Here is a 14857-nt window from a genome sequence, read left to right on the forward strand (position 1 = left end):
AGAAATGCGGTCAAGTGTGGGAGCGGGCTTGCTCGCGAAGCTTTTAGGGTTTTAAACCTGGTAGTTTTTCAGTTCGCGGGCAATCACCATCCGCTGTATCTCGCTCGACCCCTCGTAAATCTGCGTGATCCGCGCATCTCGGTAGTAACGCTCCACCGGGTAATCCTCCAGATACCCATACCCACCATGAATCTGCATCGCCGAAGAACAGACCTTCTCGGCCATCTCCGATGCAAACAGCTTGGCCTGTGACGCCTCCGACAGACACGGCTTGCCAGCGCTGCGCAACCGCGCCGCGTGCAGAATCAACAACCGCGCCGCGTTGAGTCGGGTGTGCATGTCGGCCAGCATATTGGCGATGCTCTGGTGCTCGATGATCGGTTTGTCGAACTGCACGCGATCACGGGAATAGGCCAGCGCCGCTTCGAACGCCGCACGGGCAATGCCCAATGCCTGTGCCGCGATGCCGATACGGCCGCCTTCGAGGTTGGACAGAGCAATGGCCAGACCTTTGCCACGCTCACCCAGCAGATTCGCTTCGGGAATCGTGCAGTTGCTCAGCGTCACCGCGCAGGTGTCGGAGGCGCGAATGCCCATCTTGTGTTCGGTGCGATCGACGATGAAACCGGCGGTGTCGGTTGGCACCAGGAACGCGGAGATACCGCGTTTGCCCAGGTCCGGATCGGTCACCGCAAAGACAATCGCCAGCTTCGCTCGTTTACCGTTGCTGACGAATTGCTTGGCGCCGTTGATCACCCACTGGCCGTCGCGCAGTTCGGCGCGGGTGCGCAGGTTGTGGGCTTCGGAACCGGCTTGCGGCTCGGTCAGGCAGAAGCAGCCGATGGCCTGACCGCTGGCCAGGTCCGGTAGCCACGTTTGTTTCTGTTCGTCGGTGCCATAGTTGAGCACCGGCCCGCAGCCCACGGAGTTGTGGATGCTCATCAACGCACCCGTGGCGCCGTCACCCGCAGAGATTTCTTCCACCGCCAGGGCGTAGGCGACGTAGTCGACATAGGTGCCGCCCCATTCTTCCGGCACCACCATGCCCAGCAGGCCCAGTTCACCCATCTTCGCCACCAGACCGTCATCGATCCAGCCGGCCTTTTCCCAGGCCTGCGCGTGGGGCGCGATTTCGCCGCGGGCAAAATCCCGGGCCATGTCGCGGATCATGACTTGTTCTTCGCTCAATTCGATATCGTGCATGGCTCAGCTCCCAGTCTGGTCAAAGCCTGTGAAGAAACTCGCAACGTGCGCGGCGTCCAGCGCCTGCAAGGTCGGCGGGTTCCAGCGCGGGGTCTTGTCTTTGTCGATCAGCAAGGCGCGCACGCCTTCGATCAGGTCGCCGCGCTCGAACCACTGTCGGTCCAGATGCAACTCGAGGGCGAAGCAGTCTTCGATACTCAAGTGCCGACCACGACGCAGCATTTCCAACGTCACGGCCATCGCCAGCGGCGAACGGCTTTGCAGCAGGTCGGCGGTGGTCTTGGCCCACTCATGGCTGTCGGCGACCGTGACTTCACGCAGTTGCTCAACAATACTCGGCACATCGGGCAGGGCGAAGAAATGGTCGATGGCCGGGCGTAGCGCGATCAACGGCGCATCGGGCAGTTGTTGCACCGCGAGACTGGCCAGCAGGCCTTGCAAGTCCTTGAGCGGTGTCCCGTGCCATTGGAGTTGATCAAGCTGCTCATCGAGCGTGGCCAGCTTTTCGCTTTCCAGGAACCAGTCGGCCAGTCCGCAATACAGCGCATCCGCCGCACGGATCTGCACGCCGCTGACGCCCAGATAGATCCCCAGCTCCCCGGGGATGCGCGGCAGGAAGTAACTGCCGCCGACATCCGGGAAATAACCGATGCCGACTTCAGGCATCGCCAGACGGCTTTTCTCGGTGACCACGCGTAAGTCGGCGCCTTGCACCAGACCCATGCCGCCGCCGAGGACAAAACCGTCCATCAGGGCCAGCACCGGTTTGCAGTAGTGGTGAATGGCGAGGTCGAGGGCGTATTCCTCGACGAAGAAATCTTCGTGCAGGGTGTCGCCGCTCTTGAAGCTGTCATACAGCGAGCGGATATCGCCGCCGGCACAGAAGGCTTTTTCGCCGGCACCGCGCAAAACCACCGCATGCACCTGCGGATCCTGAGCCCAGGCATCGAGCTGACGGTGCAGGTGACGGACCATGTCCAGGGTGAGGGCGTTGAGGCCGGCGGGGCGATTGAGGGTCAGGTGACCGATGTGGTTGCGAACCTCGGCCAGCACTTCGTTTTGCGTGGCATCCACGGGCGAAATACCCTTCGATGAAACCTGAGCAGTCATCAGTAACTCCCTGCTTTTATTGTTCTTTATAGACAAGCTCGCGCGCGAGCGATGCCGGATCGTAACAGTGCAAATTTGCCCTGTACAACCCGGATATGTGCAGGTCTCGTCTGCACTTTTGTCATGAAGACGCATAATTTCTCGCTGAGAAGGGCCGCGAGCCGCGCTGACAACCGAATCGGCTGCGAAAAAGCCCTTATCAGCGCAATCCGGGTGTCTGCGCCGGCCCGTACGACACCAGCCCCCGCTCATCTGTTGGCATTCTGACCTCCGGTTTCAAGCCCTCTGTGCCGAGGGTTTCAAGCCGGGTGCCGCAGAGTGCGGCCCTGCGTACAAAACAAAAAGAACGCTGTTGCGGTGTTGGCCGCATCGACTCTCTGTTCCTGCCCATAAAGGTGGCCTGGTCAATCCGGCCGCGATAATTCCAAATAAATCGGGATTCAAGAAGATGAAGACTAAATGGCTGAGCTTGTCGGTACTCGCGTTGCTGTGCTGCTCCACGGGTGCCGGCGCCAAGGAATGGAAAGAGCTGAGATTCGGCGTCAACCCGAGCTACCCACCCTTTGAATCCACCACGGCCGATGGCGGCGTGCAAGGGTTTGGCGTTGACCTGGGCAATGCCATCTGTGCCGAGCTGAAGCTGACCTGCGTGTGGGTCAGCAATGACTTTGATGGACTGATTCCCGGCCTCAAGGCTGGCAAGTTCGACGCCATCGAGTCCTCGATGACCGTCACCGAAACCCGCAAAAAACAGATCGACTTCACTGATCGCCTCTATGCCGGACCAACCGCCATCGTCACCCGCAAGGACTCTGGTTTATTGCCCACCGCCGAGTCGCTGCGCGGCAAGACCATCGGCTACATGCAGGGCACGATTCAGGAAACCTACGCCAAGGCCAAACTGGGGCCGGGCGGGGTGAAGCTCAAGGCCTATCAGAATCAGGATCAGGTGTACGCCGACCTGGTTTATGGCCGTCTCGATGCCTCGATCCAGGACAAACTGCAAGCGCAGATGAGCTTCCTGACTTCGCCGCAAGGCGCGGACTTCCAGAACAGCGAAGGCATCAGCGACCCGTTGGTGCCGTCGGAAATCGCCATCGGCGTGCGCAAGGACAACGACGAACTCAAAGGCATGCTCAATGCCGCCATCAAGGCCCTGCATGAGAAGGGCATCTACGCACAGATCCAGCAGAAACACTTCGGCGATCTGGACCTCTACAACAACTGATCCTCGCGCCCCGGTCGCTGTGTCGCAGCGACCGTCGGGGCGCCTCAAGACAGGTAACTGGCGTGAATTCCTTCCTGAATCTGATCGGGGTCGATCTCTCGGCCCTGCAAGGCTATGGCCCATTGTTGCTGCACGGCACTTGGGTCACGCTCAAACTGGCGGCGCTTTCACTGGTGGTCAGCATGGCGCTGGGGCTGCTCGGCGCGGCGGCGAAATTGTCGCCGCTGAAGCTGTTCAACCTGCCGGCGACCTTTTACACGACGCTGATTCGCGGTGTGCCGGACCTGGTGCTGATGCTGCTGATTTTCTACAGCCTGCAAGGCTGGCTGAGCAGCCTGACCGAAGCCATGGGCTGGGCCTACATGGAAATCGACCCGTTCGTGGCCGGCATCGTCACCCTCGGTTTCATCTATGGCGCGTACTTCACTGAAACCTTTCGCGGGGCGATTTTGAGTGTGCCGCGCGGTCAGCAGGAGGCCGCCGCGTGTTTTGGCCTGAATCGCTGGCAGCGCTTTCGCTTCGTGGTGTTCCCGCAAATGATGCGCTTTGCCTTGCCGAGCCTGGGCAACAACTGGCTGGTGCTGCTCAAGGCTACCGCGCTGGTGTCGATCATTGGCTTGTCTGATTTGGTCAAGGTCGCGCAGGAGGCCGGTAAAAGCACCTTCAACATGCTCGACTTTCTGTTGCTGGCCGCAGCGCTGTATTTGCTGATCACCAGCGCGTCGAACTACGTCCTGCGGGTGCTGGAGCGGCGCTACAACCAGGGCGTGCGGGGGATGGCGCGATGATCGAGTTGATTGCCGAATACTGGAAACCCTTCCTGTTCACCGACGGCGACACGCTGACCGGCCTGGCCATGACCCTGTGGTTGCTGGTGGCGAGCATTGTGATGGGGTTTTTCCTGTCGCTGCCGCTGGCGATCCTGCGGGTGTCGCGCTGGGGGCTGCTGCGCTGGCCGGTTCAGCTGTTCACCTACGTATTTCGCGGTACGCCGCTTTATATCCAGTTGCTGATTTGCTACAGCGGGATCTACGGCATTGCCGTGGTTCGTTCGCAACCCTTGCTCGAAGCGTTCTTTCGCGACGCGATGAACTGCACGTTGCTGGCGTTCACCCTCAACACCTGCGCTTACACCGTCGAGATCTTCGCCGGGGCGATTCGCAGCATTCCCTACGGGGAAATCGAGGCCGCCCACGCGTATGGCTTGAGCGGTTGGCGCCTGTACCTGCGGCTGATCCTGCCTTCGGCGTTACGCCGCGCGCTGCCGTATTACAGCAACGAAGTGATCCTGATGCTGCACGCCACGTCGGTGGCCTTCACCGCGACCATTCCGGACATTCTCAAAATCGCCCGGGATGCCAATGCCGCGACGTTCATGACCTTCCAGGCCTTCGGCATTGCCGGCTTGCTGTACCTCGCCCTGTCGTTTGGCCTGGTTGGCGCCTTCCGGTTGGCGGAGAAGCGCTGGCTGAGTTTCCTCGGCCCGGCTCACTAAATTCTTTTATCCAAAGCAGCGTCGCGGCCGGCGCGGCTGCAGGAGTTTTTTGCATGTACAAACTCACGGTTGAAAATCTGTATAAACGCTTTGGTGACAATGAAGTGCTCAAGGGCGTCTCGTTGAACGCACGGGCCGGGGATGTGGTGAGCATGATCGGCGCCAGCGGTTCGGGTAAAAGCACCATGCTGCGCTGCATCAACTTTCTGGAGCGCGCGGACGAGGGCGCCATTGCCCTGGATGGTGAGAGAGTCCTCACGCGTCAGGGCGTCGGTGGCATGCGCGTTGCCAACCCGAAGCAGTTGCAACGTTTGCGCACACGGCTGGCGATGGTGTTCCAGCATTTCAACTTGTGGAGCCACCTGACGGTGCTGGAGAACATTGTGCTGGCGCCGTGTCGCGTGTTGGGGGTTAGCCGAAAGGCCGCCGAAGACAGCGCCCGGGCTTATCTGGACAAGGTCGGTTTGCCGCAACGGGTGGCGGATCAATACCCGGCGTTTCTGTCCGGCGGCCAGCAACAACGCGTCGCGATTGCCCGGGCCCTGGCCGTGGAACCGGAGATTCTGTTGTTCGATGAGCCGACCTCGGCACTCGATCCGGAACTGGTGGGCGAGGTGCTGAAAGTGATTCAGGCGCTGGCCGAAGAGGGCAGGACAATGTTGATGGTGACCCACGAAATGGGTTTCGCCCGGCAAGTGTCCAGCCAAGTGTTGTTCTTGCATCAGGGGCGGGTCGAGGAGCAGGGTGATGCAACGATCCTCGACCAGCCCAAGAGTGAACGTTTACAGCAATTCCTATCGGGTCGTTTGAAGTGAGGCAAGACGTACATGGCGGATATCCGCGATCTGTCGATCGTGCTTGATCGTATCGATCAGGCAATCATCGAAGTGCTGCGCCACGAAGGGCGCATCACTTATCAAAAGCTTTCCGAGCGCGTGCACCTGACACCCAGGCCCTGCCTGGAACGGGTGCGCAAACTCGAACAGCTCGGGGTTATCCGTGGTTACGGTGCGATTCTCGATGAGAAGAAACTGACGCCAGGCCTGTCGTTGCTGGTGTTGGTGGCGTTGTCGAACCAGAGTGGACGGGCCGCGCAAAAGGCCTTCGAGGCCAAGGTCCGCGCCTGTCCCCAGGTGCTGGAATGTCGGTTGATCAGCGGCGCGTTCGACTACAGCCTGCGCATGCGTTGCCGGGACATGGAGCATTACCGGGTGCTGACCGAGGTCTGGTTCGATGATCCTGAGCTGCACATCGACAAGCTGGTGAGCCATCCGGAACTGGCGATGGTCAAGACCACGATGGAATAGGTCTGCAACGAAATACAACCTGTGGGAGTGAGCCTGCTCGCGATGGCGCAGTGTCAGACGACAACTATGTTGACTGACCCACCGCCATCGCGAGCAGGCTCACTCCCACAGTTTTATGCAGCTTTCCGACCCGTATTCAGCCCTCGCCGAATCGGCTGAGCCAGCCAGAATTTTCAGCCGTTTCCATCATCGGCAACCCCCTCATCAACCGGGTTTTTCCGCTGCCAAAACAGACAATGAGCACCTCTCAACCCTCATTGAATCTGTGCCCATGCAAACCACCAATACCGTTTTGATGATTCGCCCGACACGTTTCTCCTTCAATCAGGACACGGCGGCGAACAACCGTTTCCAGCAGCCGGCCGCCGTCAGCGAAGACGTTCAGCAAAAAGCCCTGCGAGAGTTCGATGGCTACGTTGCCGCGCTGCGTGAGCACGGCGTCGACGTCAGGGTGCATAACGACCGCGAAGCGCCGCACACCCCGGATTCGATCTTTCCCAACAACTGGTGGAGCAGCCACCCCGACGGCACGTTGGTGTTGTACCCGATGCAGGGCCACAACCGGCGTCTGGAGCGGGACAAAGGCGTACTCGACTGGCTGCGCGATGAGTACCGGGTGGAGCAGTTGCTGGACCTTTCCAACCTCGAGCAACAGGACGTGTTCCTGGAGGGCACTGGCAGCATGGTGCTGGATCGCGAGCAACGGATTTGCTACGCCGGTTATTCCACGCGCACCCACGCCCAAGCGCTGGACCAATTGGTCAATCACCTGGGTTACGAGCTCTGTGCCTTCAACGCGGTGGATCGCCACGGCGTTGCGATCTACCACACCAACGTAATGATGAGCGTTGGCACGCGCCTGGCCGTGGCGTGCCTGGACTCGGTCAACGCGCCCGCTGAACGTCTGGCCCTGCGCACAAGGCTCGAAGACAGCGGCAAGCAGGTCATCGCCTTGAACTGGGCACAACTGGAATCCTTCGCCGGCAACATGCTGGAAGTCCGGAACGCCGCAGGCGAACCACTGCTGGTGATGTCGCGCACTGCCTGGCAATCGCTGGATGCCGGCCAGCGCCGCGTGATCGAAACCCACGCCACGCCGCTGCCGGTCAACATCGACACCATCGAGCGCATCGGTGGCGGCAGCGCCCGTTGCATGTTGGCCGAGGTCTTTCTACCCAAACATCAAGCTGCACAGGAGCACGCGCAATGATCGTCCGTCCCGCCACACCGGCAGACTTGCCGGCCCTGCTAGCCCTGGCCCACAGCGCCGGAACCGGTTTGACCACCTTGCCCGCCGATGCGTCGCGTTTGCGCCAGCGTCTGGAATGGGCGGCGAAAACCTTTGCTGGCGAGGCCGAGCGCGCCGATGCCGACTACCTGTTTGTGCTGGAGAACGATCAGCAAGAAGCCATCGGTATCTGCGCACTGGCCGGTGCCGTCGGCCTGCGCGAGCCTTGGTACAACTATCGTTTGGGCCTGTTTGTCGCCGCCTCGAAAAACCTCGGGATCAATCAGCAACTGCCGACGCTGTTTCTGGGCAACGACATGACCGGCCATTCTGAGCTGTGCTCGCTGTTCCTGCATGCCGACCACCGCAGCGGACTCAATGGCCGTTTGTTGTCCAAGGCGCGGTTCCTGTTTCTGGCGGAGTTCCGTCAGCAGTTCGGCGACAAGGTCATTGCCGAAATGCGCGGCTATTCGGACGAAGAGGGCGTCTCACCGTTCTGGGAAGGCTTGGGCCGCCACTTCTTCAAGATGGACTTTGCCGATGCCGATTACCTCACAGGGCTGGGCAACAAGACCTTCATCGCCGAGTTGATGCCCAAGTTTCCACTGCCGACCTGCCTGTTGCCCGAGGCGGCGCGAACGGTGATCGGCCGGGTGCACCCCAACACCGAACCGGCGCTCGGCATGCTCAAGGCGGAAGGCTTCGAGCACCGCGACTACATCGACATTTTCGACGGCGGGCCGCTGATTGAATGCGCCACCGGCGACATCCGCGCGGTGCGTGACAGCCAGGTGCTGCAATTGAGCATTGGCACACCGGGAGAACAGGCGGCGACTTACTTGATTCATAACCGCCAGTTCGCCGAGTGCCGGATCACGGCGGCGCCGGCGCGGGTCGCCGCCGGCACGTTGATTGTGGATGCGCAGACAGCGAAAACCTTGGGGCTGAGTGCGGGTGCGTCGGTGCGTGCGGTGAGTCTGGCGGTGCCGGCACGGCAGTTATCGGCGGCTTGAACCCTTACTCGCGTGCCAAGGGCCAGGACACTGGCCCTGGTCAGCCACGCGCGTGCATTTGCACGCGCTAAAAGGGGCTAAAAAGGGGCGTGGGATGTGTGACGTCAGAAACGTTGGCTTTGACTTCATCAATGTTGCGAAGTATGTCGTGTAACTAACTGATATTGTTAAATTATTATGATTCTTCCGGCGTGACATCGAAGAGCGTTTCTGTTTTAGCCAGAAGAGATTAAACGGAGATGTTTAATCGACATCTCCAGAAACTCTCTCAGGCTACACATCCTTGCGTCGTTACCTACGACTGCGCCAGAATCCGCCGGCTTGTGCGCCTTGGGCCTGGGTTTTATCGTTTCCCCGTCGCTGAAGAACAGCGATGGGGGTTTGGTAGCCCCGGGATTTATGTGAGGTGCTAAGCATCACCATTTGCGGCGTATTTTCGCCTCTGTTTTATGGTGGTCATGCGCAGGGCGTCTTCGGGCGCGCCGGTCTCCTCACATCCCGGTCTACCAACCTGTGCATGGTCACCACCCGTCGTTTGGTAGCGAGGGTGATGGCTCCCATTTACGATGAGAGGAGTTTCACCTATGTTCAAACCAACACCCAACCCACCCGAAACCGATGACGTTTCCCCCTACGAATCCACCGATTCCAAAAAATTCAACGAAGCCGCCGAGCGAGCCCTCGACTTTCATTTCCCATCGAACGCCGACATCAAAGCCATCCCGCGAACACGCAGCACCCTGTTTTCCATAGACCCCGAGGCCACGGCCGAGACCCTGGCGGTTTATCTGGTCGAGACGCTGGCCTCGGTCGATGTGATGGTGCATCAGTTGGTGGATCATCTGGAGGGTGAGTCGCGTTACGCGCTTTTGGGGATTTCGAACAGCATCATGGTGGCGGAAATCACCGCGAATCGTGTGCTGGATAAAATTGATCTGCCCCAGTAGCTGCGGCCTGCATGGTGAGCAGCAGGTAACGCGTTGAGCTGTGCAGCGGCCCCATTTTTGGGGTCGCTTCGCAGCCCAACGGGGGCCCTATCCATTTTTCATGGGTGAAAGTGCCTCTGCAGCGACTGAGCGCAGAGCAGTAGTGCCTGCTTGGCATCATCAGAGTCCGCCGGGTAATTGATAAAGCCGTGGAGCATGCCCGGATACTCTTTGTGTTGAACCGGTACGTCGGCCTCCGTCAGTCGGCGCACATACTCCCGGCCTTCGTCACGCAATACATCCTGCTCAGAGGTGATGATCAACGCAGGCGGCAAGCCTCTCAGGTGGTTGTGGCGCAGGGGAGAAAGGCGTGGATCGTCGCGCGAGACGCCTTTGGGCACGTAGTGATTGATGTACCACTCAAGCATTTTGCCGGTCAGCCCGAAGCCTTCGGCAAACTCCCGATGCGAAGGATGTTGAGCCAGACAGTCCAGCAACGGGTAAAGCAACAGCTGGAAGATGATCGACAACCGCGAGTGTTCACGGGCCCATTGGCAAATGACCGCTGCCAGCCCGCCACCCGAGCCTCCGCCCGCCACTGCCATTCGCGAAGGATCCAGCCCCATGGCTGGGCCATGTTCGACAACCCATTCGGTCGCTGCACAGCAATCGTCCACCGCCGCAGGGAACACGTGCTCGGGCGGCCGGGCGTAGTCCACGGCCACCACGGCGCAACCGGCCCATTCACACATCACCCGGCAAAAACCGTCGTGGGTGTCCAGATCGCCGGTGACCCAGCCGCCGCCATGGAAAAACATCAATACGGCAAAGGGGCCGGGGCCGGCGGGGGTGTAAAGCCTTAGTGGCAAGGGGCGGCCGTGGCTTTGGATCGACAGGTCGCGAACGCTGACGACGAGCACGTCGCGAAGTGCTGTTCTGGCACCTTCTACGGTAGGTCCAAAGTCCTGTTGATTGGCCGTCATGATTTCACCTTGCAGGAGATCGCTTCGGTGGTTATCTCAACCACATATTCTTTGCTGATCAATTCGCTGACCGCCAGACACATCAATGTCGGTGGGTGGCCCTTGAAAAATTTCTTGTGCGCCCTCGCGATGTCCGGCCAGAACTTCATGCTTGTCGTATAAATGCGAATCCCGATGATGCTTCGCCGATCTACGCCAAGCTGCTTGATGGAGGTTTCTATGATTTCCAGGCAACGCAGGGTCTGTTTGTACGCATTTCCGGGCTTGAATGGCTTGCCCTTGTCATCAAACGCCACGGTGCCGCCCATCAAAATGCGCTCACCCACCCGGATTGCCCGGCAGTAGCAGGCTTCGGTTTCCCACGGTGCTGCGGAAAAAACGCGTTGGATTTTCATTGTGCTGCTCCCTTGCCCAGATCAATGGGCAGTGATTTCAGTCCACGAAATTGCAGGTTGTTGGTGCGCCAGATCGCCGGGTTGTCGGCAATCAGGCGCAAATCGGGAAAGCGCTTGAACAGCGCGCTGAACACCACTTCGGCTTCCAGCCTGAACAGCGCCGTGCCCATGCAGAAATGCTCGCCGCGACCAAACGCCAGGTGATCGTTGTGTTTGCGGTCGATGTCGAAATGATCGGGGTCGGGGAATTTCGCCGGATCGCGATTGGCCGATGCGCGCATCAGGTAGACCAGGTCGCCTTGTTTCATCGTCACGCCATGGATCGTGACGTCTTCGTTGAGCACCCGATGGCTGAAAGAACCTGCCGAGTCGAAGCGCAGCATCTCTTCGATGGCTGATTTGATCCGGTCCGGATGGGTCATGAGGGCCTGGTGTTGCTCGGGGTGCTCAAGCAAATGAAGGAGCCCGATACACAACTGGTCAGCGCTGGTGGTGTAGCCCGCCACCAGAATGAAGACGATTTGCGCAAGCACCTGATCAAGGCTCGAATCGCCGCCCTTGCAGGCCTCCAGGACCCGGCTGACCAGATCGTCTTCGGGGTGTTTTCGCCGCTGCTCGATGACGTCGGCGAAATACGCGTACATTTCCTCGACGCCTTTTAGCGCCTGCTCAGGCCCTTTGTCCGGGTCCAGGCTGCCAACCAGGAAGATTAGAATGTCGTCGGTCCAGCGCCTGAGTTTCAGCGCGTCTTCGCGGGGGATGCCATAGAGGTTGGCCAGGATCAGCGCCGGAACGCGATTGAACAGTTTGGCCATCAAGTCTGTCTGGGGTTCTAGCGCGTCCAGTTCGCCCTTGGTGATCTGTTCGATGTCCTGGCGCAACGATTCGATGACGCGAGGGTTGAAGGCTTTGCCCAGCAGGTGGCGACTGTCCTTGTGATCCTTGCCATCCTCGGCGTACATCCACTTGGACGCCAGTTTGACGAACGTCGCCAATTGCGCGCGTTTGTCGGGGGGCACCTGGGCATCGACCAGTTGTTGCATGCGGTTCGAGGAATAGCGTTCAGTGTCGGCCTGCGCGGCAAAGACATCGGTGTACCGGGTCAAGAACCAGGCTTTGAAGTGCGGGCACCAATACACCGGTTGATGCTCACGCAGCCAGGCGTAGGCGGGATAAGGATCCTGAACCGTCTTGCGATCGGTGAAGTCGAGTAGCGTTTCACTGTCCATGTTCATTGCTCCTCGTACAAGGCCGCGGTGAATTGACGGATGTAGTCCGCATCATTGATAGGCGCAGTGATCAGTTCCGGCGGCGGCTGCAGCAAGGCGCCCAGCAGCGAGATCCAGCCTTCAGTGGCGTGTTCGTTCAATTTGGCCTGGTCTACGCTCACGCCGCCTTCGCTCAAGTACGCGGCGAACACATTGACGACGTCACTCAGCAGCTCCGGTGAAATCACGTGAGAGCTCTGCACTTCGCTGATGATCAAGTCGAGCGCCCGGGCATGGGTCAAGGCCAGTGCCTGGGCATGCGAGACGTCGGCGGGGCTGTTACAGCGCTCGACAATGGTCTTCTCGACTCGCTGAGCAACGTTATCCGTGGGCCGCGAGGCAAATCGCGGACGGGTCACGGCATCCCTGGCCACTTGGTAGGCCATGACGCTGTTGTCGCCGGCAAACGTGATGCTGATCTCGCAATCCAGGCACAGCGTGACGATCTGGTTGTGATGGTGAAAACCCTGGGAACCACACAACTCGCGGCACTTGCGCATCACGTCCAGCCCGACCCAGGTGCCAACGCTCTTGGCGATGGCCGCGAGAATGTGCAGCTCCTTGCGTTTGTCGGGCTGATCCCACATGGCCTCGAAGCGTGACAGCACTGCCTGTTCCAGAATTTTCAGGGCGAGGGCCTTTAGCTGCTCGACGTACAACCGTTGCCGAATCAGCGGTTTGGCCAATAGCGGTTCGCCTCCGTCAGCGCGTTTGACCTGTCGATGGCTGACAAACCGATACGCCAGATGAGCGCAAAGACCCGCCGCCCCCCGGGCCGCCGCCAGCAGCAACACGCGCTCCTGAATGAACGTTTCCATGGCGCTGGTCACACGCTTGTCTTTGGGCACGTCGCTGACAAATCGCCCGTCGCTGCTGAACCGGGCATGGCGCTGCATCATCGCGTCCAGCGACAACTGCATGTCGTAGAAGCACAGGCCGGCCACTTGATTGGCATGGATTCCGCCTTTCGGGTCGCAGGCGATGACCTTGACGCCGCGTAACAGCGGTCCGCTTTCCTGCTCGCGGATCGGCACCCGGAACCAGTGCAGGCCTTCGTCCTTGCCATCGACGATCAAGCGCGCCAGCACCATGACCACTTGCGCGGCGTACAGCGCGTTGCCGATCCAGAATTTGCAGGCGTCCGGCGAAGGCGTATGCAGGATCAGGCTCGCATTGGTTCGATCATAGGTCACGGTGGTTTGCAGGTTGGCGACGTCGGAACCGCTGTGAATTTCCGTGCAGCCAAAGGCGTAGACCTGGCTCATCTCGATCACTTCCTGACGGCAGCGCGCGACTTGCAGGGCGTCGCCTTGGGCGAACAGCGCGTTGCCGGCAATCATGTGGTCGACAATCGAGGAAAACAGCGCGTAGTCATAGGCGCCCACGACTCCAAGGTCATTGCACATCTGGCGCATGTCCGACTGACAGGGCTGACCCAGCCACTTGTCATTAGTGATCAGCCCGGACCGGACGATCTGGCGCATGCGGCTGATGGTCAACTCCATGTAGTCGCGCAAAGGCAAGGCGTGGCGGGCCCTTGCGTCGAACGCGGGGGTTCGCAGCATGTTCAGCAGTGGATTGCTCATGGAAGATCCCTCTCTCGGATTTCGAAAAAATGGTTTCGAAACCACCAGAGCCAGAGGGCTGGCGCAGCAAACAACACGACAATCGACTCGCCATGAACCAACGGCTGCCAATGGCAGCGGTCACGACGGATTGCGTGGTGTTTTCCTGGGGAGGCGCGGTTCTGTCAAAGCGCGAAGGCAGCGTCGCCACTCAACAACAATGAGTGTTTCTCCATAGCCAGACTTCTGTGTCATCGCTACTGGACATTACGGCGAGCCAGACTTCGTAGTGAAAGGCAGACAACTCTATGCGGTACGTTTTTGACTGTAGCAACAGATCAGCGACAGGCAAGGCGATGGCTTGACCATTGGTCGCTCCCTTCGCGCTACAAGCGACGCGACAACACTTCACCAATACTGCGACGTTTGGCGTGCAACTCACTGATATGGATCAGTTGTTCAAGGTCTTCGGGGGTGACGTCGAAGAACGCTTCCATGTCCGCGAGCGCCAGTTTCAGGTCCTGGGCAGTGATCGCCTGGCTGTCGATCGGAGGATGATCGGCAGGCACCACCGCCACCGGTTCGCTGGCGCGTTTGGGGTAGCGAATGCGCGTCAGGTTGTTGTAGGCCAAGGCGCTTGCCAGCATGGTCATTGCGCTGAGCATGACCGGGCCGAGGGCTTTCCAGTCCATCGCGATGGTCGCCGGATCAGCCAGCACCAACAGCAAGGCCAAGGCCCCGGCCGGCGGGTGCAGGCAACGCAGCCAGCACATCAGAATCAGCGCCATGCCGGCCGCCAGACACGCGCTGCCCAGGGTTCGCCCGAGGACGTGAGCGACCAGCAGCGAAATCACCCCGGCGCTCAAGTAACCGCCAACAATCGACCACGGCTGCGCAAGGGCGCCGGAAGACACCGCGAACAGCAACACTGCCGAGGCGCCCAGCGGCCCGATTAAATGCTGTGCCACTTGCATGCCGAACACCTGGCTGCACAGCCAGACGCTGAACAGCGTGCCCAGGGACATGCCGATGGCGGCACGGCTCCATTCGGAAGGGCGGGTGTTGACGGCGGCAGGTAACCAGCGAGCAAGCATGGGGCTAACGATCCAATGAAAAATTCGAGGAAAAAAAAAGGC

The 14857-nt window shown here is 59.9% G+C and carries 15 protein-coding genes; 8 read left to right on the plus strand and 7 right to left on the minus strand.

The window, feature by feature from the left end; all coding sequences use genetic code 11:
- Nucleotides 1-51: 51 nt before the first annotated feature.
- Nucleotides 52-1203 (minus strand): acyl-CoA dehydrogenase family protein, encoded by a 1152-nt coding sequence (locus tag ACM6I0_RS09645; protein ID WP_285434112.1) that lies wholly within the window; start codon nucleotides 1201-1203, stop codon nucleotides 52-54.
- Nucleotides 1204-1206: 3 nt separating this feature from the next.
- The gene (locus ACM6I0_RS09650; protein WP_414922123.1) at nucleotides 1207-2313 is read right to left on the minus strand and encodes an enoyl-CoA hydratase/isomerase family protein; all 1107 of its coding nucleotides are present in this window, start codon (nucleotides 2311-2313) and stop codon (nucleotides 1207-1209) included.
- Nucleotides 2314-2761: 448 nt separating this feature from the next.
- Between ACM6I0_RS09650 and ACM6I0_RS09655 the strand changes: the two genes are divergently transcribed.
- The 8 genes from ACM6I0_RS09655 to ACM6I0_RS09690 all read left to right on the plus strand — a co-directional run bounded on the left by ACM6I0_RS09655 (nucleotide 2762) and on the right by ACM6I0_RS09690 (nucleotide 9531).
- Nucleotides 2762-3541: a transporter substrate-binding domain-containing protein gene (locus ACM6I0_RS09655; RefSeq protein WP_285434115.1), complete on the plus strand. Its 780-nt coding sequence runs from the start codon at nucleotides 2762-2764 to the stop codon at nucleotides 3539-3541.
- Between the two features lie 62 nt (nucleotides 3542-3603).
- Nucleotides 3604-4329, plus strand: a complete 726-nt coding sequence (locus ACM6I0_RS09660) for an ABC transporter permease (protein WP_414922124.1) — start codon at nucleotides 3604-3606, stop codon at nucleotides 4327-4329.
- On the plus strand, nucleotides 4326-5036 hold the full coding sequence (locus ACM6I0_RS09665; protein WP_285434118.1) for an ABC transporter permease: 711 nt from the start codon (nucleotides 4326-4328) through the stop codon (nucleotides 5034-5036). Before ACM6I0_RS09660 ends, ACM6I0_RS09665 begins: the two co-directional genes overlap by 4 nt.
- Before the next feature lie 53 nt (nucleotides 5037-5089).
- Nucleotides 5090-5851, plus strand: a complete 762-nt coding sequence (locus ACM6I0_RS09670) for an ABC transporter ATP-binding protein (protein ID WP_285434120.1) — start codon at nucleotides 5090-5092, stop codon at nucleotides 5849-5851.
- 12 nt (nucleotides 5852-5863) lie between these two features.
- Nucleotides 5864-6343, plus strand: a complete 480-nt coding sequence (locus tag ACM6I0_RS09675; RefSeq protein ID WP_008026500.1) for an Lrp/AsnC family transcriptional regulator — start codon at nucleotides 5864-5866, stop codon at nucleotides 6341-6343.
- 271 nt (nucleotides 6344-6614) lie between these two features.
- Nucleotides 6615-7553: a citrulline utilization hydrolase CtlX gene (gene ctlX, locus ACM6I0_RS09680; protein ID WP_414922125.1), complete on the plus strand. Its 939-nt coding sequence runs from the start codon at nucleotides 6615-6617 to the stop codon at nucleotides 7551-7553.
- Nucleotides 7550-8584, plus strand: coding sequence for an arginine N-succinyltransferase (astA, locus tag ACM6I0_RS09685; protein WP_285434125.1), 1035 nt, complete (start codon nucleotides 7550-7552; stop codon nucleotides 8582-8584). Before ctlX ends, astA begins: the two co-directional genes overlap by 4 nt.
- A 584-nt stretch (nucleotides 8585-9168) precedes the next feature.
- Nucleotides 9169-9531, plus strand: a complete 363-nt coding sequence (locus ACM6I0_RS09690; RefSeq protein ID WP_414922126.1) for a DUF6124 family protein — start codon at nucleotides 9169-9171, stop codon at nucleotides 9529-9531.
- 98 nt (nucleotides 9532-9629) lie between these two features.
- Here ACM6I0_RS09690 and ACM6I0_RS09695 read toward each other — a convergent pair whose 3' ends face one another.
- From ACM6I0_RS09695 to ACM6I0_RS09715, 5 genes are all read right to left on the minus strand, one after another.
- Nucleotides 9630-10493: an alpha/beta hydrolase gene (locus tag ACM6I0_RS09695; RefSeq protein WP_414922127.1), complete on the minus strand. Its 864-nt coding sequence runs from the start codon at nucleotides 10491-10493 to the stop codon at nucleotides 9630-9632.
- The gene (locus tag ACM6I0_RS09700; RefSeq protein ID WP_285434129.1) at nucleotides 10490-10888 is read right to left on the minus strand and encodes a Rid family hydrolase; all 399 of its coding nucleotides are present in this window, start codon (nucleotides 10886-10888) and stop codon (nucleotides 10490-10492) included. The genes ACM6I0_RS09695 and ACM6I0_RS09700 overlap by 4 nt, the downstream gene beginning before the upstream one ends.
- On the minus strand, nucleotides 10885-12117 hold the full coding sequence (locus ACM6I0_RS09705; RefSeq protein ID WP_414922128.1) for a cytochrome P450: 1233 nt from the start codon (nucleotides 12115-12117) through the stop codon (nucleotides 10885-10887). The genes ACM6I0_RS09700 and ACM6I0_RS09705 overlap by 4 nt, the downstream gene beginning before the upstream one ends.
- 2 nt (nucleotides 12118-12119) lie before the next feature.
- Nucleotides 12120-13742: an acyl-CoA dehydrogenase family protein gene (locus ACM6I0_RS09710; protein ID WP_414922129.1), complete on the minus strand. Its 1623-nt coding sequence runs from the start codon at nucleotides 13740-13742 to the stop codon at nucleotides 12120-12122.
- A 365-nt stretch (nucleotides 13743-14107) separates the two neighbouring features.
- A complete protein-coding gene (locus ACM6I0_RS09715) occupies nucleotides 14108-14815 on the minus strand; it encodes an HPP family protein (protein WP_414922130.1) in 708 nt (235 codons plus the stop codon).
- Nucleotides 14816-14857 lie beyond the last annotated feature (42 nt).

Origin of the sequence: Pseudomonas sp. IT-P294 (genome assembly GCF_949767865.1) — a bacterium.
In the GTDB taxonomy this organism is placed as follows: Bacteria; Pseudomonadota; Gammaproteobacteria; order Pseudomonadales; family Pseudomonadaceae; genus Aquipseudomonas.

Bases quoted from the DNA above. Each gene is read 5' to 3' on its own strand.
- ACM6I0_RS09645 (WP_285434112.1), bottom strand. From the start codon at position 1,203: ATGCACGATATCGAATTGAGCGAAGAACAAGTCATGATCCGCGACATG.
- ACM6I0_RS09650 (WP_414922123.1), bottom strand. From the start codon at position 2,313: ATGACTGCTCAGGTTTCATCGAAGGGTATTTCGCCCGTGGATGCCACG.
- ACM6I0_RS09655 (WP_285434115.1), top strand. From the start codon at position 2,762: ATGAAGACTAAATGGCTGAGCTTGTCGGTACTCGCGTTGCTGTGCTGC.
- ACM6I0_RS09665 (WP_285434118.1), top strand. From the start codon at position 4,326: ATGATCGAGTTGATTGCCGAATACTGGAAACCCTTCCTGTTCACCGAC.
- ACM6I0_RS09670 (WP_285434120.1), top strand. From the start codon at position 5,090: ATGTACAAACTCACGGTTGAAAATCTGTATAAACGCTTTGGTGACAAT.
- ACM6I0_RS09675 (WP_008026500.1), top strand. From the start codon at position 5,864: ATGGCGGATATCCGCGATCTGTCGATCGTGCTTGATCGTATCGATCAG.
- ctlX (WP_414922125.1), top strand. From the start codon at position 6,615: ATGCAAACCACCAATACCGTTTTGATGATTCGCCCGACACGTTTCTCC.
- astA (WP_285434125.1), top strand. From the start codon at position 7,550: ATGATCGTCCGTCCCGCCACACCGGCAGACTTGCCGGCCCTGCTAGCC.
- ACM6I0_RS09690 (WP_414922126.1), top strand. From the start codon at position 9,169: ATGTTCAAACCAACACCCAACCCACCCGAAACCGATGACGTTTCCCCC.
- ACM6I0_RS09695 (WP_414922127.1), bottom strand. From the start codon at position 10,493: ATGACGGCCAATCAACAGGACTTTGGACCTACCGTAGAAGGTGCCAGA.
- ACM6I0_RS09700 (WP_285434129.1), bottom strand. From the start codon at position 10,888: ATGAAAATCCAACGCGTTTTTTCCGCAGCACCGTGGGAAACCGAAGCC.
- ACM6I0_RS09705 (WP_414922128.1), bottom strand. From the start codon at position 12,117: ATGGACAGTGAAACGCTACTCGACTTCACCGATCGCAAGACGGTTCAG.
- ACM6I0_RS09710 (WP_414922129.1), bottom strand. From the start codon at position 13,742: ATGAGCAATCCACTGCTGAACATGCTGCGAACCCCCGCGTTCGACGCA.
- ACM6I0_RS09715 (WP_414922130.1), bottom strand. From the start codon at position 14,815: ATGCTTGCTCGCTGGTTACCTGCCGCCGTCAACACCCGCCCTTCCGAA.